Source organism: Corynebacterium sp. HMSC077D03 (genome assembly GCF_001808545.1).
Lineage (GTDB): Bacteria > Actinomycetota > Actinomycetes > Mycobacteriales > Mycobacteriaceae > Corynebacterium > Corynebacterium simulans.
Map to the genome: position 1 here is coordinate 112234 of NZ_KV793690.1, position 21740 is coordinate 133973.

A 21740-nucleotide genomic window follows, 5' to 3' on the forward strand; every position below is an offset into this window, starting at 1 on the left:
CTTACGCAGGTTAGCCGCGCTTGCTATTGAGCTCCAGGTGCTCGCCGCCGTCAGCGACGTCAACGTGGACGGTGTCGCCGTCCACGACCTCGCCGGCCAAAAGCTGGCGGGCAAGCTGGTCACCAATAGCTTGCTGCACTAGGCGGCGCAGCGGGCGGGCGCCGTAAGCAGGGTCGTAGCCGCGCTCGGCGAGCCACAGCTTCGCGGCGTCGGAAACCTGCAGGTTCAGGCGGCGCCCTTGCAACCTCGATGCCAGAGCATCGAGCTGGATGTCGACGATGCCGGCCAGCAGCTCAGAGGACAGAGACTCGAACATCACGACATCATCGAGACGGTTAATGAACTCCGGCTTGAAGTTGCGCTTGACGGCCTCCATGACCTCCTCCTTGGTGCCACCGGCACCGAGGTTCGAGGTCAAGATGATGACCGTATTGCGGAAGTCCACGGTGCGGCCCTGGCCGTCGGTCAGGCGGCCCTCATCGAGGACCTGCAGCAGAACGTCGAAGACGTCTTGGTGCGCCTTTTCCACTTCGTCGAAAAGCACGAGCGTGTACGGACGGCGACGCACGGCCTCCGTGAGCTGGCCGCCGGCATCGTAGCCAACGTATCCCGGAGGGGCACCGACGAGGCGAGCCACGGAGTGCTTCTCCCCGTACTCAGACATGTCAATGCGCACCATCGCGGACTCATCGTCGAAGAGGAAGTCCGCCAGAGCCTTGGCCAGCTCCGTCTTACCCACGCCCGTAGGCCCAAGGAAGAGGAAGGAGCCGGTCGGACGATCCGGGTCCGCAACGCCCGCACGGGCGCGGCGCACGGCATCGGAGACGGCCTTGACCGCTTCTTTCTGCCCCACCACGCGGCGGCCCAGCTCGGCCTCCATGTTGAGCAGCTTCTGGGTCTCACCCTGCAACATCTTGCCCGCTGGGATGCCGGTCCACGCGGAAACCACCTCAGCGATGGTGTCTGGGGTGACCTCCTCTACCAGCATGGTGTTGGACTGCGCGTTGGCGCGCACCTCGGCGTCGGCAAGCTGCTTCTCCAACTCGGGGATGCGACCATAGCGCAGCTCGGAAGTCTTCTCGTAGTCACCGTCGCGCTCGGCAATCTCGGCCTGGCGCTTCAGATCCTCCAATTCCTCCTTGGCGTGCTGGACTTCATCGATAGCCTTCTTCTCGTTGGCCCAGCGAGCCTTGAGCTCCCCGAGCTTTTCGCGTTCGTCGGCAAGCTCCTGCTGCAGCTTGCTCAGACGGTCCTGGCTGGCGGCGTCCTTTTCCTTCTTCAGCGCCAGCTCCTCGATCTCCATGCGGCGCACGACGCGCTCCAGCTCGTCAATCTCCTGCGGGGAGGAGTCAATTTCCATGCGCAAGCGGGAACCGGCCTCGTCAACCAAGTCGATTGCCTTGTCTGGCAAGAAGCGATTGGTGATGTAGCGATTAGACAGCTCAGCTGCAGAAACCAGCGCGGAGTCCATGATGCGCACACCGTGGTGGACCTCGTAGCGCTCCTTCAGGCCACGCAGGATGCCAACAGTGTCTTCAACAGAGGGCTCAGCCGCATAGACCTGCTGGAAGCGGCGCTCCAAAGCGGCGTCCTTCTCGATGTACTTGCGGTACTCGTCCAAGGTGGTAGCGCCCACCAGGCGCAGCTCACCGCGGGCCAGCATCGGCTTAATCATGTTGCCGGCGTCCATGGAACCCTCGCCCGTGGCGCCCGCGCCGACGATGGTGTGCAGCTCGTCGATGAAGGTGATGATCTGGCCTTCCGAGGCCTTGATCTCATCCAGCACTGCCTTCAAGCGCTCCTCGAACTCGCCCCGGTACTTCGCGCCAGCGACCATGGAACCCAAGTCGAGGCTCAGCAGGGTCTTGCCCTTGAGGGACTCTGGGACATCGCCTGCCACGATGCGGCGAGCCAGGCCCTCCACGATGGCGGTCTTGCCCACGCCCGGCTCACCGATAAGGACTGGGTTGTTCTTCGTGCGGCGGGACAGCACCTGCACGACGCGGCGGATTTCCTGGTCGCGGCCGATAACCGGGTCGATCTTGCCCTCCCGCGCGCGGGCGGTTAGGTCGGTGGCGTACTTCTCCAGCGCCTGGAACTGCTCCTCTGGATTCTCAGAGGTGACCTTCGCGGCCCCGCGCACCGAAGGGAAAGCGCCCTTCAGCGCATCAAAGGTAGCGCCGCGGCCGGTAAGCAGCTCGGCGGCGTCAGTCTTAGAGCCGGCGATAGCAGCGAGAAGAACCTCGGTGGAGACGTACTCATCGCCCAATTCGCCCGCAAGCTCCTGCGCGCGGGTCAAGACGTTGAGACCGTCGCGGTTAAAGCTCGGGTTCGCCATCCCAGAGCCCTCAGCCTTGGGATAGGAATCCACAAGTGCGCGCGCCTCCTTGAGGACGGTTTCCGAATCGACGCCGGTGGCCTTGAGGACCGGTGCGGCGATGCCGTCTTCTTGGCTAAGGATGGCCGCTAGTAGGTGCGCCGGGCGAATGTCCGGATTGCCGTTGGAAGAGGCGGTCTGCAGCGCCTGCTGTAAGGCCTCTTGGGTCTTGGTGGTGGGGTTGAAAGCACTCATTGCTTCCTCCTTGGAAGTTGTTTATTTGAAGGTTTATTGCCTGATATTTACAACAACGCATCCAAAGTTGAGTTTGTTCCACTCAACTTCAAATTTTCTTTTCTTCCCTGCCTGAGCGTAGCAGACTCAAGTTTTCCTTGCCGTTTAATCGCTTCGCTGAGCACTTAGGCACCGCATAGAAAAGGGAAACCGCACAATCGTGCGAGGTTCCAGTCGTAGGCCACCTGGCCTTCCGGCTCAATCCCCAGCTCCACCAACCCGTCGCGAGTTAGCGCCAAAAGCAGGCCGAAGGTGGCGTCAAGTTCAGCGCGGAAGCTGCTCCGACCTGGAGATGATCTCGCGCATGCAGACGGCAGTCAGCCGTCGCCATTCGCTTTTCGGTGGAGCGCTTGGAGCATTCTCTCCGCTGAGATGAGCAAGTGCTACGCCGAGGATCGGTGCGTGATGAGGGAACAATCCGAGAGCACGCGCTCCGGCCTCCTGCTTGCTGATGACCTCACCCGTCGTGAGCGTCGCGTGCATCCGCGCAGGTCCGAGGAGCCGCCATTGAACCCTCCCGGCTCCGAGGGCTCCACGCCCTCTCTCGGTGCGCAGCATCAGCGGCTTCCAGTACCCCAGCAGGTTGTTCAGGGTCCATGGCCGGAGCTCGTCGGGCTGCGGGTCTAGGCCCCAGGTCGAGACGTCCCCTCCCCGTAGCGCGATGCCGCCGTGCTCGAGCTCGTGCCAGATCACGGGATTCACATCGAACGCGCCCCTGGGGTTGAAGATCTCGCCCACGTGGGAAGCGATCGGCTCGATCTGTGTCACAGGGCGCGTGATCTCCGAGTCCCACACGAACGAGGTGTTGCAGCACGCGCTGATGCCCATTCCTCGAACAGCTCGCCCGAGCAGCCGCGGGAGCTGGGAGAGGTGCAGAGCGCGCAGGCGTGGGATCAGGTCGGAGCGCTCCCGCCAGGCGTCATCAAGCGTGGCGATCAGGTCGATGTCGCTGGCCTTCGGGCGATACGCACCCAGCGCAACAGAACCGCCCACCACGACACCCGTGATCGCTCCAGGCAGCAGCCGATCGGCGGCGTCCAGATACGAACGGCCCGCTCGACGAACTTCGTGCGGTAGTGCGACCTCCATGCGCTCATCATACGGAGAAGCCACCTCGAAGCGGCTTCCCTAAACCAGATCGCCCGCGGCCGCGGGCAAGTAGGATGGGCCAGCATGAAGGAATTGGGCGAACACATCCGCAGGCACGCTGACGATTACCGCGATGCGGTGCATCAGCACTTCTTTGCCACCGTCGCGGAGTCGCGCCAAATCTTCGCTCTATCCATGCGTGATACCCACCCGGCACTGGCGCCTGCAGTGGCGTGGATATTGGATGCGGCTGACGATGCCGGCTTCCTCCCAGAAGAGACCATCGAGCGCGTCCGCGAGCTAGGCAAGGAGCACCGCCGCCACGGCTTCCCCACAGAGATTTATCCCAAGTTCGAGGCCTCCCTGAACGAGGGGTTTATCGCGTTGGGACTGACTCAGCACCAGCTAGTGGTGGCAAAGCGCGCCGTCCACACTGTGTGCACCACGATGGCACAGGCGGCGCATGCTGCCGACATCGCCGGCATCGCCCCGGCCCACAGCGCGCAGGTAGTCGCCGTAGAACACCCCAACCGCAATACTGCGGTGGTGCGGCTGGAATCCGGTGCGCCCATCGAATACGAGGCGGGCCAGCATTTTCCCATCACCTCGCAGCTGCTGCCCGGCACCTGGCGCATGCTGACCCCGGCGCATCCGGCGGACACTACGGGCCAGCTGCTCTTCCACATTGCGCTGGCTGGCGACGCCTCCTCTATGCTGGCCAAGGCAAAGCCCGGCGATTGGTGGACCCTGGGTAACCCTGCCGGAAACTTTCCGAACTTGCACGACGGCAAGGCCACCGCGCTCATAAGCTTCGGCACGGGATGGGCGGGCGCCCGCGCCGCTCTCCTAGATTGCTTGGCTGCCGGCGAAGTGCCGAAGAACCTCAGCGTCTACAGCGTGGCTTCTTCCCCTGGCGAACACTACGACACCCACTTCCAGGCTAATCTCCAGGCCCTCTTGCCTGAGCTTTCGTTTCATAACATTTCCCGCAGCGAGCAGGATCCCTGGCTGCTCGGCGCGCAGCCGCAGGCAGAGGGCTTCGCATCCGAAACCGCCGGTGAATCCCAAGACCCCATCGCCGTGGTGCTACGCCACGAGAAGGACGCAGCCAAGGACAAGCGCTTCATCTTGGTAGGCCCCGCCGACCGAGTCGAGGTGGCACGCGAATCCCTCCTAGCAGCCGGCATCCCAGCTGGCAATATCCACGCCCAATCCTGGCAGCGCGGCCACGAGTGGGCCGCATCCGCCGCAGACCTAGACGGCTGGGAGGACTGGGATGCGTGGGCGGCCTGGAAGAAGTCGGAGTGGACGCAAACTTAAGCCTCGAGGACCGGCAGCGCTTTGCGGGTCAGGGCAACGAGGTCGGAGTCGATCTCGGCGTAGATGATCTCCGGCTCGTAGCCGGCCTCGACTACGCGGGTGCCATCGGGGGCTACAACTACTGAATGGCCAATGCCGGTGGGACCAGAGTCTTGGCCAGCCATCTCCGCGCCGCCTGGACGGGCTTGGCCCGCAGCCACGATATAAGAGGTGGAGTCTAGAGCACGCGCCGCGGTGAGCAGACGCCACTGCTCCAGCTTGCCGGGACCGTCAGCCCAGCTAGTAGGAACGACGATTACCTGCGCGCCCTGGCGAGCCAGCTCCTTGAACTGCTCTGGGAAGCGGATGTCATAACAGGTGGCCACGCCAACGGTAATGCCCGCGACGTCGAAAGCGACTAGCGCCTCACCCGCACGCACGGTATCGGATTCCTTGTAATTGAAGGCGTCATAAGTGTGGATTTTGTCGTAACCGCCAAGAACGTCCGGGCCCGCGATGAGCGCGGTGTTGCTCACGCGGTTGATGGTCTTGCCATCACGCTCAACGGTGTCCGCTGGGCTGAACATGCCAAGCACGACGGTGACCCCCAGCTGCTGCGCTACCGCACGGATGGTGGTGACGAAGGAACCATCAAGGCCCTGGGCCTGCTCGTCTAAGCGGCCAGCCCCGAAGGCCTGGGACGTGGCCTCAGGCAACACGATCAGTTGCGCACCATTCTCAGCGGCCTCACGGATCTTCTCCACGGCCAGCTCAAGGTTCTCCTCGAGGTTACCGCCGGTCAAAATTTGCACTGCTGCTACCAACATGACACCCCAAACTAGCCGAGTCGCGATGAGTTATCCACAGATTTCGCCCTAATCAGAAATTGGGTCTAGAAATTACTGAACTTGGCCCACAAAGCTTGAGGTATGGATTTCTACATCGCTGACAACGCACGCAACACCATCCGCTCCCACATGGGCCAAAGGCACCGCTTCACTACCCCGCCGCCGCCCGAGTATCCGCGCACGGCCAGCGCCCTAGCGCGCGTGGCAAAACACTGGGACGGTCAGCTTGCCGCTAACGCTAAGCAACACGACGCCATGCTCCAGGACCTCGATGAGTTCATCAGGCACAGCAGAAAAATCGATGCCTCCCTAGCCAACAAGCTGGACGGAGGGCTGCCGTGAGACGCGCGCTAAGCCTTTATTTAGCCTCCCAAGTAATGCAGTCTGGCGCTGCTAACCTGCACGTTTTCAAACAAGGCCTACACAATAGTTGGCAGAGCCTAGAAATAATTGGCGCTTTTGCCGACGCCGCGCGCGCCCAGCTGACAAACACCACGGAACAACTCGAACTACCCGCTCAGAGCATGGAGGCTGCGGCAGAGACTCTTCGCGCCTATGCGCCCATCCTGGCTCGGGTCGAACAATTGCGCGCCGAGGCCACCCGCCTGCTAGCACGGATGGATGAGATAGAACCGTGGAGCAGCCAGATAGGCGCGATGCTGAATGCGCTCGATGCTTTGGGCGACGGCCTGGATTGGGCATGCGCCCGAGAAATAGATGCGCTGTGCACGCCAGAGCTGCCCACCGGCGGCGGCTATCTGGAGGATTACGAGGAGTTACCCATCGAGGCCATCCACCAGATGCTTATGAGCACCGCCCCGCCAGAGGCCGTCGCGCTAGCGGAGAGCAATCCGGACGTGCAGCTGCTTGAAGCCGGCCCCGGTCGCGTAGCAGCACTGGTCGATCCTGACCAGCTGGGCACTTCCGCGGCGAGCGTTTCCACGGTGGTCTCCGGGGTGCATTCTTCGGATCCGTCCGGCTGGCAAAGCAGCGTCGATCGCGCGCGGGCAGTAGCGCGTGCAACGGGCGGTCCCGCGGTGGCCTGGATTGGCTACCGCGCACCAGACAGCCTCGCACAGGCAGGCCACGATTCCCCGGCGGCACGTGGCGCGCAGGACCTACGCCGCTTTCAGCGCTCATTGGGCAAACGCTTTTCCCGCTCACAGCGGATAGTGGTGGGTTATTCCTATGGTTCCGTCGTGGCAGGAAAAGCCGCGAAGGCGCCCGGCGTGGCCGAAGACGTGGTCTTCGTGGGCAGCCCTGGCACCACCGCCGAAAGCGCCGATGACATTCAGGCACGCAGCTGGGCCGCGACGAATGCGCACGATCCCATCGGCGTGGTTACCGGCCCGCGCGGTGGCATTCACGGCCCGGACCCGAGCACACCCAACTTTGGGGCTTCCCCACTACCAGGCGCAAACCGCCTGCCAGGAGACCACATCTCATACTTCAAAGACCCCGCATTTCTGCGGAGTCTCGGAAAGATTGTGAAGGCTAAAAGCTAGCCTTCGTGGCCGGCTTCGCCGCGCCGGCGGCTGCGGCGTGGGGTCCACATGACCACTGACGTCGAGCGCGGCACGTGCACGAGCTCGCCGCGCGGCTGGCGTTCACCAACCCGTTCGCGCAGCTGCTGAACCTCAGCGAGCAATGCATCGCGCTCGGCCTCTAGCTGGTCGCGCTCCTCGGTCAGCTCAATGATGGACTTGATTCCAGCGAGGTTAACGCCCTCGTCGTGCGACAAAGTTTGGATCTTGCGCAGCAACTCGATGTCACGGTCGGAGTAGCGGCGCCCGCCGCCCTGAGTACGGGCGGGCGAGACCAAGCCGATGCGATCGTAGGTGCGCAGGGTCTGCGCGTGCATTCCGGACAGCTCAGCGGCAACGGAGATGACATAGACCGCGTTGGCCCCTGCCTGATTTTCCTTGCTCATCGTTGCACCTTCCTTTTATGCGCTACCTGCGGCGCTTCCATGGGCGACGTTGCCTTCCCAGCCCGCGCGCGGGTCGAAACCGGAGTCGCGCTCCGCCTGCGCGTAGGTGCGCAGCGCACTCGTGGCGGCGCCATCAAGGTGGGTCGGGACGGTGACCTGGACGGTAACCAGAAGGTCGCCGGCCTTGCCGCCGCGCTTCTCGATGCCGCGATTGCGCACGCGCAGCGTACGGCCATCGGGGGTGCCCGCCGGCACTTTCACGCGAACCGGCGAATCCAGGGTTGGCACAGTAATGGTGTCACCCAACGCCAATTCCGCGAAGGAAACCGGCACCGTAACATGCAAATCGTCGCCCTCACGGGTGAAAATCTTGTCCGGCTTTACCTTCACCGCTACGAAGAGATCTCCCGCCGGCGTGCCGTTAGGGCCTGCCTCGCCCTGACCGGCCAAGCGCACTTTCTGGCCGTCGATGACGCCAGCCGGGATACGCACGGTGATAGAGCGCGTGCGGTGCACGGTGCCGGAACCATTGCAGTCCGCGCATGGATCCTCAATCTTCTGACCGGTGCCGCCACACTCAGTGCACGGCGCGGAGAAGCCGAAGGTTCCGCGGTTCTCAGAGGTAAAGCCAGTGCCTTTACAGTTCTTGCAGGAGCTCGTCTTACCTGACTTGGAACCGGAGCCATGGCACGTGGTGCAGGGGGCGTCGCCAGTTAGCTGCAGCGGGATAGTGGTGCCGGTGGCAGCCTCCCGGAATTCGAGGGTTATTTCCGTTTCGACGTCGGCCCCCCGCGACGGCCGAGCTGTGTGGCCAGCACTACCGCCGCGGTTGAAAACGCTACCGAAGATATCCCCAAAACCGCCGCCTTGAGCCGCTCCTCCAGGCGTTCTTCCTCCGAAGAGGTCGGAGAGGTCGAATTCTTCCGCAGATCCTTGACCCATGTGCGAAGATCGAAACCCGCCGGGGAACCCGGCGCCTCCCATCCGTCCAAACCCACCGCCGTTGCGCAGCATGGCCTTGAACTGGTCGTATTCCTTACGCATCGTGGCGTCGGAAAGCACATCATAGGCTTCGGCAGCGCGCTTAAACTTATCGGCTGCCGCGGGGTTATCCGGGTTGGTATCGGGGTGGTTTTCGCGCGCTAGCTTGCGGTAGCTGCGCTTGATTTCTTCTGGGGTAGCGGACGAGGAGACCCCCAGATCCGCATAATAATCCTTGTCTGCCCATTCGGGTTTGGCGCTCACTGGGCATCCCCTCCTTCCTTGAAACCGCCAGCTTTGGCGGCTATTGAGGACAAAATATAACTAAATAAGATTTGTTCTAAGTTCACTAAACAGTGAAATGGCGCCAAGGCATTTGTTTGTTTAAGCCCTGACGCCACCTCGCATTATTCGGAAGCAGATTCCGAACCGGCAGATTCAGCACTGCCCTCGCCGGCCTCCGTGGAGGCGTCCGGTGCATCAGCGATGATTACCATCGCGGTGCGCACCAGCTTCTCGCCTACCTTGTAGCCACGGCGTAGAACGGTGCCGACTACCTGCTCGCCACCGCTGGAGAGATCCTGCACAGCCTCGTGAATTTCCGGGTCGAAGGCGTCGCCTTCTTCGCCGAATGGCTGCAGCTGGTTCTTCTCCAGCACGCCGGAGAGTTTGTCGGCAATAGCCTTCAGTGGGCCCTCCTCGAGGTCGCCGTGCTGACGTGCGAGCTCTAGGTCATCAAGGATAGGCAGGAATTCTGCCAGGACCTTGGCCTTGGAAGTCTCGATGACAGCCTGGCGCTCGCGCTCGGTGCGGCGGCGGTAGTTGGTGTACTCCGCATTCAGACGCTGCAGATCCTCGGTGCGCTCAGCCAGCTGCGCCTCCAGGGAGTTGCCTTGGTCAGCGGCAGCGTCGGCTGCTGCCTCAGCCTGGTCGGCTGCGTCTTCTGCGGAGACGTCGGCAAGCGCGGCTTCCAGATCCGCATCCAAAGTTGGATCAAGTTCTGCCTCTTCGGCGGAGTCAGCCTGCGCGTCCTGTGCAGCCTGAGCCTCTTGTGCTTCCGCGGCAGCTGCCTCAGCGCGGTCCGCCGAGGTTACCTCTGGATCAGTGTTGTCCGGGTCGCCTGGGTTTTGCGGCATTCCGCTGTTCTGAGTCATTACTTGTCGCCATCCTTGGTCTCGTCTTCGTCGACTACCTCTGCGTCAACAACGTTTGGGTCGGACTCGGCACCAGCTGCGGCGCCCTCAGCACCGGCCTCAGCGGCCTGTGCCTCGTAGATCTGCTTGCCCATCTCCTGGGAGACGGTGCCCAGCTTCTCAACTGCGGACTTGATTGCCTCGATGTCATCGCCCTTCAGAGCCTCATCGACGGCGTCGGCAGCCTCGGTGACCTGGGTCTTAACGTCCTCGGAAACCTTATCGGAGTTCTCATCCAGGAACTTGCGGGTCTGGTAGGAGGTGGACTCTGCCTGGTTACGCAGCTCCTGCTCCTCGCGGCGCTTCTTATCCTCTTCGGCGTGTGCCTCAGCGTCCTTGACCATGCGGTCGATCTCTTCCTGGGACAGGCCGGAACCATCCTGAATCTTGATGGTGTTTTCCTTGCCGGTGCCCTTGTCCTTAGCAGAAACGGAGACGATGCCGTTGGCATCGATGTCGAAGGTGACCTCGATCTGTGGGACGCCACGCGGTGCCGGAGCGATGCCGCCGAGCTCGAAGGAGCCGAGCAGCTTGTTGGCGGAAGCCATCTCGCGCTCGCCCTGGAAGACCTGGATCTGAACGGAAGGCTGGTTATCTTCCGCGGTGGTGAAGGTCTCGGACTTCTTGGTCGGAATGGTGGTGTTGCGCTCGATGAGCTTGGTCATCACGCCGCCCTTGGTCTCGATGCCGAGGGACAGTGGGGTGACGTCGAGAAGCAGCACGTCCTTGACCTCGCCGCGCAGAACGCCTGCCTGCAGAGCAGCGCCGACTGCAACGACCTCGTCCGGGTTAACGCCCTTGTTTGGCTCGCGGCCGGTCAGTTCCTTGACCAGCTCGGAAACAGCCGGCATACGGGTGGAACCGCCGACGAGAACGACGTGGTCAACCTCGGACAGGGACAGACCTGCATCCTTGATGACCTGGTTGAACGGAGCCTTGGTGCGGTCCAGCAGATCCTGGGTGATCTTCTGGAACTCGGTACGGGACAGGGTCTCATCCAGGAAGAGCGGGTTCTTCTCGGAGTCAACGGTGATGTACGGCAGGTTGATGTTTGCGGACTGGGAGGAAGACAGCTCAATCTTTGCCTTCTCAGCGGCCTCGCGCAGACGCTGCAGGGCCATCTTGTCCTTGGTCAGGTCGATGCCGTTAGCGGACTTGAACTTCTCAACGAGCCAGTCAACGATGCGCTGATCCCAGTCATCGCCACCGAGCTGGTTGTCACCAGCGGTTGCCATAACCTCAACGACGCCGTCGCCGATTTCCAACAGGGAAACGTCGAAGGTGCCGCCGCCCAGGTCGAAGACCAGGATGGTCTGCTCCTGCTCGCCCTTTTCCAGGCCGTATGCCAATGCAGCCGCAGTTGGCTCGTTGACGATACGCAGGACGTTCAGGCCTGCAATCTGACCGGCTTCCTTGGTGGCCTGACGCTGGGAGTCCTCGAAGTATGCCGGGACAGTAATAACTGCGTCGGTGACATCCTCGCCGAGGTATGCCTCTGCGTCGCGCTTGAGCTTCATCAAGGTACGAGCGGAGATCTCCTGCGGGGTGTACTTCTTGTCATCGATGTCGATGGTCCAGTCAGTACCAATGTGGCGCTTGACGGAGCGGATGGTGCGGTCAACGTTGGTGACAGCCTGGTTCTTGGCGGACTGGCCGACCAGGATTTCGCCGTTCTTTGCAAAAGCAACGACGGATGGGGTGGTACGTGCACCCTCAGAGTTAGCGATGACGGTAGCCTCGCCACCTTCCAGAACGGAAACAACCGAGTTGGTGGTACCGAGGTCAATGCCTACTGCGCGTCCCATGAATTTTCTCCTTGCTTGTCTTAGAAGACTGTTTTCAGCTTTAAGTTGATTTCAGGTGGCTCAACTTCTCGTTGGCTCTTGCGCCACTCTAACAGAAGTTTCGGTGTTTGCTACAAGAACCTGAGCGCGATCCACTCAACCTCTTCAACCGCGCTTAACCCAAAGTTGTTCCCACTTCGCTCAACTTTTTTGAAATTTTCTATATTCCCCCAGTTGAACGGCCCAAAATCTATTTGGACTATAGGTGGAAAAGATTTCTCTACCCCCTTACTCCCCTCCTCTTGACCAACCTGCCTTTCGACCGCTAATTTTCGATTAGCGATACCGATCACAGGTTCGCACTTTATTTAATCCAGCTCACTAAGCTGACTCCTTCACACTCCCTTTCCTCTTAAGTTCTCGCCTGCCCGAATGCGCAAATTTTCGCAGTTACCGGCGGGGATTTTAAAGGCGCTGGCAGGCGCTGGCGGAGTGGAAGGGCAATTGGTGCGGAAACATTTGGAAAGGACGGTTGCGATGAATTCGAATCATTCTCGTACCCGTCGCCAGGGTGACCGCCCACCGGTGCATTGCGCGCAGACGCTGCGCTAGAGACCGCACTTTCAACTTCTTGAAATTAAGTAATCAAACCGGCTCTGGACGCTTTCCGCGCGCAGATAGCTTTTGCACACCTGTCTTTAAAAGGCACCCATCTATTTAAAAGCGCGTGGAAGCGCCAAGTATTCACCTGAGGTACACACTGCTTATGACAACTTCTGCACACACCCGCCTTCCTAAATCCGGCGACGTCGAGGCCTGCGTCGACGCGGCCGTTACCCGCGCCCATTCCTGGCTGCGTGCCAGCGAAGGCGAACAGGATAAGGGAACCGAGCAGCTGGCCCAGCTGCTCCGCGACTCTGAAGGCGTCGCATTCACCATGGACTTCGTCGACCGAGTCATGCGCCCGGAAGACGATAAGGTCGCAGCCAACGCACTGAAGAAGATCACCCAGCGATTCGACCCAGCCTTCCTAGGCCTTATCAACGGCACCCTGGTTGGCATGGGTGGTTTCTTTGGCCCCATTTTGCCGAACCTGGTCATGCCGCTGGCACGCCTGCGCATGCGCCAGATGGTAGGCCACCTCGTTTTGGACGCTGAGTCCGAGTCCTTGGACAAGATGCTGGATAAGGCAGCCGAATCCGGTGAGCACCTCAACCTCAACCTGCTGGGCGAGGCAGTTCTGGGCGAGGACGAGGCCCGCTCCCGTGCAAAGCGCACGCTCGACCTGATCAAGAACCCAAAGGTCACCTACGTTTCCGTCAAGGCTTCTTCCATGGTGGCCCAGCTCAACCCATGGGACATCGATGGTTCCGTCGAGCGCCTGAAGGAGCGCTTGCGCCCACTGTATGAAGAGGCCGTCAAGCGCTCTCCTAACGTATTCATCAACCTGGATATGGAGGAGTACCACGACCTTCACCTGACCATCCGCCTGTTCAAGGAGCTGCTCTCCGAGCCGGAATTCAAGAACCTAGAAGCTGGCATCGTCTTGCAGGCTTACCTGCCAGATACCTTCGAGGCCCTGCAGGAAGTAGCGGAGTTTGCCAAGGAGCGCGTGGCAACCGGCGGCGCCAAGGTCAAGGTCCGCATCGTGAAGGGCGCGAACCTGTCCATGGAGCACGTCCAGGGTGAGGTCCATGGCTGGCCGGTTGCTACCTACACCGACAAGGCAGACGTGGATGCGAACTACTACCGCCTGCTGGATTACATCGTGCGCCCGGAGTTCGCCGACTCCGTGCGTATCGGCGTTGCTACCCACAACCTGTTCACCGCCGCTTTGGGCTACGAGCTCGGCAACGCCCGCGGCGTGCTGCACATGCTCGACTCCGAGATGCTGCAGGGCATGTCCCCGGCACAACAGGCTGCAGTCCGCGAGGTCTACGAGGGCCGCCAGATCCTCTACACCCCGGTCGTCCACGCGGAGGACTTCGACGTTGCCGTGTCTTACCTAGTCCGCCGCTTGGAGGAGAACTCCGCCAGCCAGAACTTCCTCTACGCGCTGTTCGCGCCGGATGAACCGGAGCGCGATTCCCGTGGCAACAAGCGTGCCGGCACCCCGATTGAGCAGCAGGAAGCTCACTTCCGCGCGGCAGTAGAAAACCGCTGGGAGACCTTCGCCGGCCCAGAGCGCACCCAGAACCGCATCGAAGAAGAGGCTGCGGGTGAAGGCCGCCAGGCCCCACGCGGTGGCCGCTTCACCAACGAGCCGGACACCGACCCAGCCCTGGAAGCCAACCGCGAGTGGGCGCATAAGCTGCTGAGCCAGGACCCAGGCCACCACGGCATCGACGAGGTCACCGATCCGGAGGCCGTGAACGCGGCAGTTGCCACCGCCTCTTCGCTTGCCGACGCGTGGGGCGCCAAGCCCGGCGCAGAGCGCGCTGCCGTCCTCGAGACCGTGGCAGACAAGCTGGCGGCTACCCGCTCCCGTCTCATCAACGTCGCAGCCTACGAGGCCAACAAGACCATCACGCAGACCGACCCAGAAATCTCTGAGGCCATCGACTTCGCCGTCTACTACGCACACTCTGCTCGCCTGCTCGATGAGGCACGCTCTAAGTTCACCCCGAACCGCGTCACCGTGGTCACCCCACCGTGGAACTTCCCTATCGCTATTCCGGTAGGCGGCATGCTCTCCGCCCTAGCTGCGGGTTCCGCCGTCATCATCAAGCCGGCGCCACAGGTTGTCCACTGTGCCAAGGTGGCAGTCGAGTGCGTACACGCCGCGTTGGAGGAGCACGGCCTCGACCGCGACCTCGTCCAGCTCGTGCTCACCGATGAGGGCGAAGCAGGCAAGGCTCTCATCTCCCACGCGGATGTCGATGCTGTCATCCTGACCGGCGCATCCGATACCGGCAAGCTCTTCCGCTCCTGGCGTCCAGAGATGAACCTCATGGCGGAGACCTCCGGCAAAAACGCGCTCATCATCACCCCGGCTGCGGACCCTGACCTGGCTATTGCGGATCTTTATCTCTCCGCATTCGGCCACTCTGGTCAGAAGTGCTCCGCTTCCTCCCTGGTCATCTTCGTCGGCGCTGCCGGCACTTCCGAGCGTCTGCGCGGCCAGCTTCTCGACGCCGTGCGCACCCTCAAGGTAGGCCCAGGCTATGACATCACCACCACCATGAACGGCCTGGCCGAGACACCAAGCGAGAAGCTACTGCGCGGCCTTACCCAGCTGGAGCCAGGCGAGAGCTGGCTGCTCAAGCCGGAAAAGCTCAACGAGGAAGGCACCCTGTGGTCCCCAGGCATCCGCGATGGTGTGAAGCCGGGCTCCTGGTTCCACCTCAACGAGTGCTTCGGCCCAGTGCTCGGCATCATGCACGCCGAAACCCTCGAGCAAGCCATCGAGTGGCAGAACTCCACCGGCTACGGTCTGACCGGCGGCATCCACTCCCTCGACGACGATGAGATCCAGTACTGGATCGACAACGTCGAGGTCGGCAACGCCTACGTCAACCGCGGCATCACCGGCGCCATTGTCCAGCGTCAGTCCTTCGGAGGCTGGAAGAAGTCCGTCATGGGCCCAGGCGCCAAGGCAGGCGGCCCGAACTACGTGCCGCAGATGGGCTCCTGGGCAGACGGCGAGCTGCGCCCACGCGAGGTCGACGTCCCAACGGCGGTGGCCAACGAGCTGCGTAACCTGGCAAGCCGCGCCGCGCTTTCCGACGCCGACGTCGAATGGCTCTGGCGCGCCGCCGAGCTCGACCAGCTGGCCTGGATGGAAGAATTCGGCCGCGACCATGACCGCACCGGCCTGATTTCGGAGGCGAACATCTTCCGCTACGTACCGCTGCTGGACAAGCTGCGCGTGCGCATCGGCGAAGGCTTCGCACTGCGCGACGTCATCCGCCAGGTGCTCGCCGCCGCAGTCACCGGAACCAAGGTGGAGTTCTCCGCTACCCCGGCCGTCGCAGAGCAGCTCGCGGTCCTGGGCATCGAGGTGCGCCAGCTTTCCGATGCCGCCTTCGCATCCGAGCTCTCCCGCGCCGAGTCTGCTCGTGTACGCACGCTGGGCGCCGTCGCGGACACCGCTCGCGAGGCAGCCGTGGAGTCCAACTCCGTCATTCTTGACCAGCCAGTTCTGGCCGACGGCCGTCGTGAGCTGCTGCCTTACCTCCTGGAGCAGGCCGTATCGGTGACCATGCACCGCTTCGGCATCATCCGCTCCGTCGCCGGCATCGAGCGCTAGCCCAGCGCCCAGCCGCCACCAGCCGCCACCAGCCGCTAACCGTGGCTGCGTGGCAATCGCCCGTCTCCTGCACTTTTAGGAGACGGGCAGATGTATTTATATGGCAAGATAGGTCAAGTGAATTCCAAAGATACATCTGCCTCATCTGCAAAAGACTCCGTGGCAGTCCCACAGGGCGCCGAGAATGCCGAGCACCGGCTACCGCAGCCACTCGTCAGCAATGACGCCGAGGGCGTGGGCTCCGATGCGCCGAAGCCGATTCGCGAGGACCTGAAGACGGAGGTCCTAGCAAAAGATTTCCGCACGCTGGCAAAAGCCTCTGGCCGCTTTATCCTCATCGTCGCAGCTGCGGCCATTGCTGGTTACCTGCTGAAATTCCTGTGGACCGGCCTCCTGCCAGTCATCCTGGCCATCTTGGTCGCCACGGTCCTCTACCCTGTGACCGCATGGATGCGCACGAAGCTGCGCTTCCCCGGCGCGCTGGCCGCAGCCACGACTCTGCTGGGCTTCTTCGCCATCGTCACCGGCATCTTCGCCGCAATGGCGCCGACCGTGAAAAACCAGAGCCAGGACTTAATCCACCAGGCCCAAGGCGGCATCGATGAGCTCATCAAGCTCGGCGAGAAGCTCCCTGTCGATATTGATGAGACCAAGGTTCAGCAACTCATCGATGATGTCACCAACGCGGTTAAGGGCCAGGCCTCCCACATCGCCACCGGCGTCATGAGCGGCTTCTCCACGGTCAGCTCCATCGTGGTGACCATCGTCATCATGCTCTTCCTGACCTTCTTCTTTATTAAGGAAGGCGAGAAGTTCCTACCGTGGATGCGCAAGTACACCGGATTCCCGGCCGGTTGGCACTTGACTGAGCTGTGCAACCGCATTTGGAAGACGCTCTCGGGCTACATCCAGGCCCAGGCCACCGTCGCGCTTGTCGATGCCGTTCTCATCGGCCTCGGCCTCATGGTCCTGCAGGTACCGCTGGCATTCGTCATCGGTGTCGTGACTTTCTTCGCGAGCTTCATTCCGCTGGTCGGTGCGATTACCGCCGGTGCCCTCGCCGTTATCGTGGCCCTGGTTTCCCACGGCCTGACAACCGCACTGCTTGCCCTGCTCGTGGTCGTTGCAGTCCAGCAGATTGAGGGCAATGTCCTACAGCCGATCCTGCAGTCCAAGGCTATGGGCCTGCACGCTGCGGTCATCCTTCTGTCTGTCACGGTGGGCTCTGCGCTGGCTGGCATTATCGGCGCATTCCTCGCGGTGCCGGTGGCGGCGACCATTGGCGTCACCTTCCGTTACCAGGCGCTGGTTACCGCCATTCGCGCTGGTGAAGTTGACCCGAACGAGGCGGAGATTGTCACCGGTGCCCCGAAGCCGAAGCGCAAGGCCCGCCTGCAGAAGCAGAAGGAAGACTCCGAAGCCCACATCGATGCTTCCGGCAGCAGCCCAGAGCTCGACGCCGCCCGATCCGTGGAGAAACTCGACCCGGATTCCCCACGCGCCAAGGTCCGCGAGCTCTACAACATGATTGCGCCGAAGGCTTCCGCTTAGTCCTCTTCGCGGCCCCGCTCTCCAAATGGTGAGGTCGCCCCACAACTCCTGCGGCTACAGTTACCTGCTGGGGCGCATGTTGCGTGACCTCACCATTTGTTCCTCACCATTTGGGGTCGGGCCATCTAAGGTCGGGCCAAATTGCACCGGCCCCAACTCCGCCGAGCTAGGAGCGCGGTAGAAAGCCCAATTCCCGCACAGCATCAGCTAGCTCATGTGCTGCTCGCGGAAGCGCATCATCCCAGGCGCCAACGGAGGACTCGTTAGCTGGGTCAGATACTTGCTTCAACAGGGTGACTGGTACGCCAAAACGCTGACACACTGCGGCGATGGCGTAGCCCTCCATGTCACAAAGTCCAGAGTCGACAGCCAAGCGGTCACGAGTAGCGGTGTCGGAAACAAACATGTCACCAGTGGCCAGGCCCTGAACCGGGAACTTGCCGCTCGTGGGAAGCTCAATAGCCGCAGGCAGCAGGTAACGGGAGATATCGCTTAACACTTTGAGCTGGAAGTCGTGTTTGACCACGCGGTCAACCTCATAGACCCCATCCAGCCCATCGCGCAGCGCGCCCACCGTGCCGATGTTGACCACGCGCTCCGGCAAAGTACCCTCCTCACGCGCGACGGTGAGGTACTCAGTGAGCGAAATTGCCGCAGGCAGAGTACCAATCCCCGTAACGAGTAAAGGCGTGCCTTCCGGAAGAGCGGCTGCTTCTTTATCGACGGCAGCAACAAACAGAATGCGGGCGCTGTAATCAATCACATTAAAGAATTCTACCGTTACACCAGTGAAGCCCTAGCCGCGCAGGCGCTTGCCCACGAAGCCCGCGGCCAGAGTGTTGCCATTGGCCTGGTCGATGAGCAAGAAGTTACCCACCGCACCGCGCGCCGCGTAGTCCTCAACAGGCAGCTCAGCCTGCGTTTGCACGGTGATGTACGCGATATCGTTGAGGCTCGCCTTCTCCGGCGCCTCATCGTCAGCCACGCCATCCAAGTCCAGGATGCGGTCTACCGATGCCACGCGGGCCTTGACCAACGAGGTTCCATAGCGCAGCTTGAGCATCTGCCCCGGCGTGATGTCCTTTTCTGTGAGCACCACCGCAGTCGCAGCAAACTCACGGGCATCGGCCGGGCGGGCGCTACCCGCCAGCAGGTCGCCACGAGTTAGGTCAATTTCATCGGCCAATCGCAGCACCACCGAATCACCGGCGGTCGCGCGCTCCTCGGGGCCAAGTTCCCCGTCGGTGGTGTCGATGTGAGTGACCGTTGTCGTCCGACCATGCGGCGCGGTCACCTCGTCACCGACCGCAACCGTGCCCGCCTTGATGCGTCCCGCGTAGCCGCGGTAGTCAGAGGCATGCTCGCGAATCACGTGCTGAATGGGGAAACGGAAATCCAGCTCCTCCGCGCGGCCACCGGCCACCGGGATGGTCTCAAGGGTTTCCAGCACCGTCGAGCCGGTGTACCACTGCATCGACGCGGATTTCTCCACGACGTTATCGCCCTTCAGCGCGGAAATCGGGATGACCGTGGAATCTGTAATTCCCAGGCGACGTGCAATCTCACCGAACTCCGCCTCAATCGCGCGGAACGTCGCCTCATCATAATCCACCAGGTCAATCTTGTTGACTGCAAGAATCACGTGGCGCACGCCCAGCAGCGCAGCCACGTTCAGGTGGCGACGCGTCTGCTCGACGACGCCGTGTCGGGCGTCGATAAGCAGCACCACTGCCTGGGAGGTAGACATGCCGGTGACCGTGTTGCGTGTGTACTGCACATGGCCCGGGGTATCCGCCAAGATGAAGGTGCGCTTGTCCGTCGCAAAGTAGCGGTAGGCCACATCGATCGTGATGCCCTGCTCGCGCTCGGCACGCAGGCCGTCGACAAGCAAGCTCAAATCCATGCCGTCGAAACCGCGATCCGCCGAGGAGCGTTCCATGGATTCTACCTGGTCCGCCAGCACAGACTTGGTGTCATAAAGAAGGCGGCCAACGAAGGTGGACTTACCGTCGTCCACAGAACCCGCAGTGCACAGGCGCAGCGTCTCGCGGGTGGTGAGGCGTTCGACGAGTGAAGAATTAGTCATCAGAAGTAGCCTTCCTTCTTGCGGTCTTCCATGGCGGATTCAGAAAGTTTGTCATCCGCGCGGGTCGCGCCGCGCTCGGACAGGGTGGAAACGGAAATCTCCGCCAGGATTTCCTCCGGGGTCGAGGCCGTGGATTCAACGGCGCCAGTGCAGGACATATCGCCCACGGTGCGATAACGCACGGTCTTCTTTTTAAGCTCCTCGCCCTCGCGCGGGCCACCCCACTCGCCCGGGCACAGCCACATGCCATTGCGATTGAACAGCTCGCGTTCGTGGGAGTAATAGATGGAAGGAAGCTGCAGCTCGCGCGCGCCGATGTACTCCCAGATATCAGACTCGGTCCAGTTGGAGATTGGGAAAACGCGCACGTTCTCACCGGCCATCTTGCCGCCGTTGTAGAGATCCCACAGCTCTGGGCGCTGGCGGCGCGGATCCCAGCCGCCAAAGGAATCGCGGATGGAGAAGATGCGTTCCTTCGCACGCGCCCGCTCCTCGTCGCGGCGGGCGCCGCCCAGCACGGCGTCGTACTGGCGCTGCGCGATGGTTTCAACCAACGGCACCGACTGCAGCGGATTGCGTGTACCATCAGGGCGTTCCTGCAGCTCGCCGCGGTCAATCCAATCTTGCACCTTAGCCACGTGCAGGCGCGCACCGGTCTCAGCAACCAAGCGGTCACGGAATTCGATGACCTCTGGGAAGTTATGCCCGGTATCAACGTGCAAAAGCTCGAAAGGCACCACCGCCGGCGCAAAAGCACGGCGCGCCAATTCGAAGACCACCACGGAATCCTTGCCGCCGGAGAAAAGCAGGCCGACCTTATCGAACTGGCCTGCTACCTCGCGCAGGATGTGGATGGACTCATTTTCCAAGTCCTTTAAGTGGGGCGAAAGTGTGTTTTTCTGTGTCATTCGTGCAACCCGCATTCTGTCTTGCCGTCTCCAAAAATCCTGCCGGAACGAGCGTCCTCGCCCTTACCCACCGGGAAGGTCAAAGGCGCACAGCCGATAGAGCGATAGCCTTTCAGCGTCAAGGGATGGATAATCAGATCATTGTCCGCAATATAGCGATCCGTATCTTCCAAATCCCAGGTAATCATCGGCGAAATCTTTAACCTTCCGTGCTGGTCCAGGCTCAGCGCTGGGGCCGTGGCGCGATGTTCAGAATCCGCGCGGCGCAGACCGGTCACCCAACCAACGTATGGATCCATCGCCATGTTCAGCGGTTCCACTTTGCGCATACGGTTATATGCGCTGGTATCACGTGCATATAGCCTCGGACCATAGATTTCGTCCTGTTCCTCCGGGCTCAGCAGCGGTTTCACGCGGACAAGGGGGAGATCCGCATAGCGCTCCTCAACCTCGTTGGCCACAGCCAACGTCTCCGGAAAGTGCCAGCCAGTGTCGATAAAGAGCAGGTCTGCGTCCAGCTGTGCGCGGTGCGCGAGCTCCGCCAGCACCGTGTTTTCCATCGACATCGTCACTGCCAGCCGGCCCGGCGCGTGCTCTGCAGCCCACGCCATGATGTTTTCGGCGGATTCTGCATAGAGCTTGTCCGCCCATTCATCGACAAGGCGCTCGTTTTTCGCGGCAATATCTTGGTTGAGCGGCGCGGTATCGCGCGTGCCTTCCGGGCTAATGCTGGGGTCGCGGTAGGGCTTGTCGCCGTCCAGCAGGTTTAACGATTGGGTCATGCCGACTCACTTTAGGCAAGGCGGCGCATTCGTGCAGGAGACATTGCGCGCTGAACACGCGAATAGTCCGATGAGCTTGGGGCAATGCAAGAATAAAAATTGCCAGAACTGAACAGGTCGGACTAGATTATTAGACAAAACGGTCTATAAACAATAAATCAAGGAGGTTTCCATGCAGCGTGTCGCAATCGTCGGCGATGGCCCGGCGGCGCTATCCACAGCTGAAAGGCTCATCGGCGCCGGCATGTGTGTGGACCTCGTCTGCGCCAGCCCACCGAGCAACCCGAAGACTGGGCCACCGTCACCCGCCGCGCGCAACTTGCGCCAGTCTGCTTTTAGCACTCAAACGTGATTCAGCCGATACCACCTGCACGCGGCTAGTCACATTCTTCACATTCGCATTAGACTCGACCGAGTTAATTTCAATTC

At 61.6% G+C, this 21740-nt stretch carries 17 protein-coding genes; 6 read left to right on the forward strand and 11 right to left on the reverse strand.

All coding sequences use genetic code 11. From position 1 onward, the window contains the following. Positions 1–10: 10 nt before the first annotated feature. Complete coding sequence (gene clpB / locus HMPREF2888_RS07080; RefSeq protein ID WP_070518576.1) at positions 11–2572, reverse strand: ATP-dependent chaperone ClpB; 2562 nt, start codon at positions 2570–2572, stop codon at positions 11–13. A gap of 303 nt (positions 2573–2875) precedes the next feature. Next, positions 2876–3700: an aminoglycoside adenylyltransferase domain-containing protein gene (locus tag HMPREF2888_RS07085; protein WP_061925143.1), complete on the reverse strand. Its 825-nt coding sequence runs from the start codon at positions 3698–3700 to the stop codon at positions 2876–2878. Between the two features lie 84 nt (positions 3701–3784). Between HMPREF2888_RS07085 and HMPREF2888_RS07090 the strand changes: the two genes are divergently transcribed. Beyond that, complete coding sequence (locus tag HMPREF2888_RS07090) at positions 3785–5020, forward strand: FAD-binding oxidoreductase (RefSeq protein ID WP_061924916.1); 1236 nt, start codon at positions 3785–3787, stop codon at positions 5018–5020. Here HMPREF2888_RS07090 and HMPREF2888_RS07095 read toward each other — a convergent pair. Then, positions 5017–5826, reverse strand: a complete 810-nt coding sequence (locus HMPREF2888_RS07095) for a carbon-nitrogen hydrolase family protein (protein WP_062036978.1) — start codon at positions 5824–5826, stop codon at positions 5017–5019. The genes HMPREF2888_RS07090 and HMPREF2888_RS07095 overlap by 4 nt on opposite strands. Positions 5827–5928: 102 nt before the next feature. On the opposite strand from HMPREF2888_RS07095, the gene HMPREF2888_RS07100 reads away from it, so the two are divergent. Beyond that, on the forward strand, positions 5929–6189 hold the full coding sequence (locus tag HMPREF2888_RS07100) for a hypothetical protein (RefSeq protein ID WP_062036975.1): 261 nt from the start codon (positions 5929–5931) through the stop codon (positions 6187–6189). A gap of 35 nt (positions 6190–6224) precedes the next feature. Continuing rightward, the gene (locus HMPREF2888_RS07105) at positions 6225–7352 is read left to right on the forward strand and encodes an alpha/beta hydrolase (protein ID WP_070518577.1); all 1128 of its coding nucleotides are present in this window, start codon (positions 6225–6227) and stop codon (positions 7350–7352) included. Here HMPREF2888_RS07105 and HMPREF2888_RS07110 read toward each other — a convergent pair. From HMPREF2888_RS07110 to dnaK, 4 genes are all read right to left on the reverse strand, one after another. After that, a complete protein-coding gene (locus HMPREF2888_RS07110) occupies positions 7349–7777 on the reverse strand; it encodes a heat shock protein transcriptional repressor HspR (protein ID WP_061924927.1) in 429 nt (142 codons plus the stop codon). The genes HMPREF2888_RS07105 and HMPREF2888_RS07110 overlap by 4 nt on opposite strands. A 15-nt stretch (positions 7778–7792) precedes the next feature. Next, positions 7793–9022 (reverse strand): molecular chaperone DnaJ, encoded by a 1230-nt coding sequence (gene dnaJ, locus HMPREF2888_RS07115; RefSeq protein ID WP_061924930.1) that lies wholly within the window; start codon positions 9020–9022, stop codon positions 7793–7795. Positions 9023–9165: 143 nt separating this feature from the next. After that, positions 9166–9912 (reverse strand): nucleotide exchange factor GrpE, encoded by a 747-nt coding sequence (gene grpE, locus HMPREF2888_RS07120; protein WP_061924934.1) that lies wholly within the window; start codon positions 9910–9912, stop codon positions 9166–9168. After that, positions 9912–11756 (reverse strand): molecular chaperone DnaK, encoded by a 1845-nt coding sequence (gene dnaK / locus HMPREF2888_RS07125; protein ID WP_062036964.1) that lies wholly within the window; start codon positions 11754–11756, stop codon positions 9912–9914. Before dnaK ends, grpE begins: the two co-directional genes overlap by 1 nt. 745 nt (positions 11757–12501) lie before the next feature. On the opposite strand from dnaK, the gene HMPREF2888_RS07135 reads away from it, so the two are divergent. Beyond that, positions 12502–15984 carry a proline dehydrogenase family protein gene (locus HMPREF2888_RS07135; RefSeq protein WP_070518578.1) on the forward strand — a complete coding sequence of 1161 codons (3483 nt, stop codon included), beginning with the start codon at positions 12502–12504 and terminating at the stop codon, positions 15982–15984. Between the two features lie 117 nt (positions 15985–16101). Continuing rightward, complete coding sequence (locus tag HMPREF2888_RS07140; protein ID WP_235591085.1) at positions 16102–17535, forward strand: AI-2E family transporter; 1434 nt, start codon at positions 16102–16104, stop codon at positions 17533–17535. A gap of 166 nt (positions 17536–17701) precedes the next feature. Here the strand turns inward: HMPREF2888_RS07140 and HMPREF2888_RS07145 are convergent, their stop codons facing one another. Genes HMPREF2888_RS07145 through HMPREF2888_RS07160 form a run of 4 tightly spaced genes read right to left on the reverse strand, consistent with a single transcriptional unit; the run spans position 17702 to position 21311 of the window. Then, positions 17702–18298, reverse strand: a complete 597-nt coding sequence (locus tag HMPREF2888_RS07145) for a nucleosidase (RefSeq protein WP_070518579.1) — start codon at positions 18296–18298, stop codon at positions 17702–17704. Between the two features lie 33 nt (positions 18299–18331). Next, on the reverse strand, positions 18332–19621 hold the full coding sequence (locus HMPREF2888_RS07150; protein WP_070518580.1) for a sulfate adenylyltransferase subunit 1: 1290 nt from the start codon (positions 19619–19621) through the stop codon (positions 18332–18334). Beyond that, on the reverse strand, positions 19621–20529 hold the full coding sequence (gene cysD / locus HMPREF2888_RS07155; RefSeq protein ID WP_062036943.1) for a sulfate adenylyltransferase subunit CysD: 909 nt from the start codon (positions 20527–20529) through the stop codon (positions 19621–19623). Before cysD ends, HMPREF2888_RS07150 begins: the two co-directional genes overlap by 1 nt. Next, the gene (locus HMPREF2888_RS07160; RefSeq protein WP_062036940.1) at positions 20526–21311 is read right to left on the reverse strand and encodes a phosphoadenylyl-sulfate reductase; all 786 of its coding nucleotides are present in this window, start codon (positions 21309–21311) and stop codon (positions 20526–20528) included. The genes cysD and HMPREF2888_RS07160 overlap by 4 nt, the downstream gene beginning before the upstream one ends. Before the next feature lie 172 nt (positions 21312–21483). Between HMPREF2888_RS07160 and HMPREF2888_RS12870 the strand changes: the two genes are divergently transcribed. After that, entirely contained in the window at positions 21484–21663 is a 180-nt protein-coding gene (locus HMPREF2888_RS12870; protein WP_062036937.1) for a hypothetical protein, read from the forward strand. Positions 21664–21740 lie beyond the last annotated feature (77 nt).

Coding starts and splice junctions, on each gene's coding strand:
- HMPREF2888_RS07095 (WP_062036978.1), bottom strand. CDS start 5,826: ATGTTGGTAGCAGCAGTGCAAATTTTGACCGGCGGTAACCTCGAGGAG.
- HMPREF2888_RS07135 (WP_070518578.1), top strand. CDS start 12,502: ATGACAACTTCTGCACACACCCGCCTTCCTAAATCCGGCGACGTCGAG.
- cysD (WP_062036943.1), bottom strand. CDS start 20,529: ATGACACAGAAAAACACACTTTCGCCCCACTTAAAGGACTTGGAAAAT.
- HMPREF2888_RS07110 (WP_061924927.1), bottom strand. CDS start 7,777: ATGAGCAAGGAAAATCAGGCAGGGGCCAACGCGGTCTATGTCATCTCC.
- dnaK (WP_062036964.1), bottom strand. CDS start 11,756: ATGGGACGCGCAGTAGGCATTGACCTCGGTACCACCAACTCGGTTGTT.
- HMPREF2888_RS12870 (WP_062036937.1), top strand. CDS start 21,484: ATGCAGCGTGTCGCAATCGTCGGCGATGGCCCGGCGGCGCTATCCACA.
- clpB (WP_070518576.1), bottom strand. CDS start 2,572: ATGAGTGCTTTCAACCCCACCACCAAGACCCAAGAGGCCTTACAGCAG.
- HMPREF2888_RS07090 (WP_061924916.1), top strand. CDS start 3,785: ATGAAGGAATTGGGCGAACACATCCGCAGGCACGCTGACGATTACCGC.
- grpE (WP_061924934.1), bottom strand. CDS start 9,912: ATGACTCAGAACAGCGGAATGCCGCAAAACCCAGGCGACCCGGACAAC.
- HMPREF2888_RS07100 (WP_062036975.1), top strand. CDS start 5,929: ATGGATTTCTACATCGCTGACAACGCACGCAACACCATCCGCTCCCAC.
- HMPREF2888_RS07150 (WP_070518580.1), bottom strand. CDS start 19,621: ATGACTAATTCTTCACTCGTCGAACGCCTCACCACCCGCGAGACGCTG.
- HMPREF2888_RS07160 (WP_062036940.1), bottom strand. CDS start 21,311: ATGACCCAATCGTTAAACCTGCTGGACGGCGACAAGCCCTACCGCGAC.
- HMPREF2888_RS07105 (WP_070518577.1), top strand. CDS start 6,225: ATGCAGTCTGGCGCTGCTAACCTGCACGTTTTCAAACAAGGCCTACAC.
- HMPREF2888_RS07085 (WP_061925143.1), bottom strand. CDS start 3,700: ATGGAGGTCGCACTACCGCACGAAGTTCGTCGAGCGGGCCGTTCGTAT.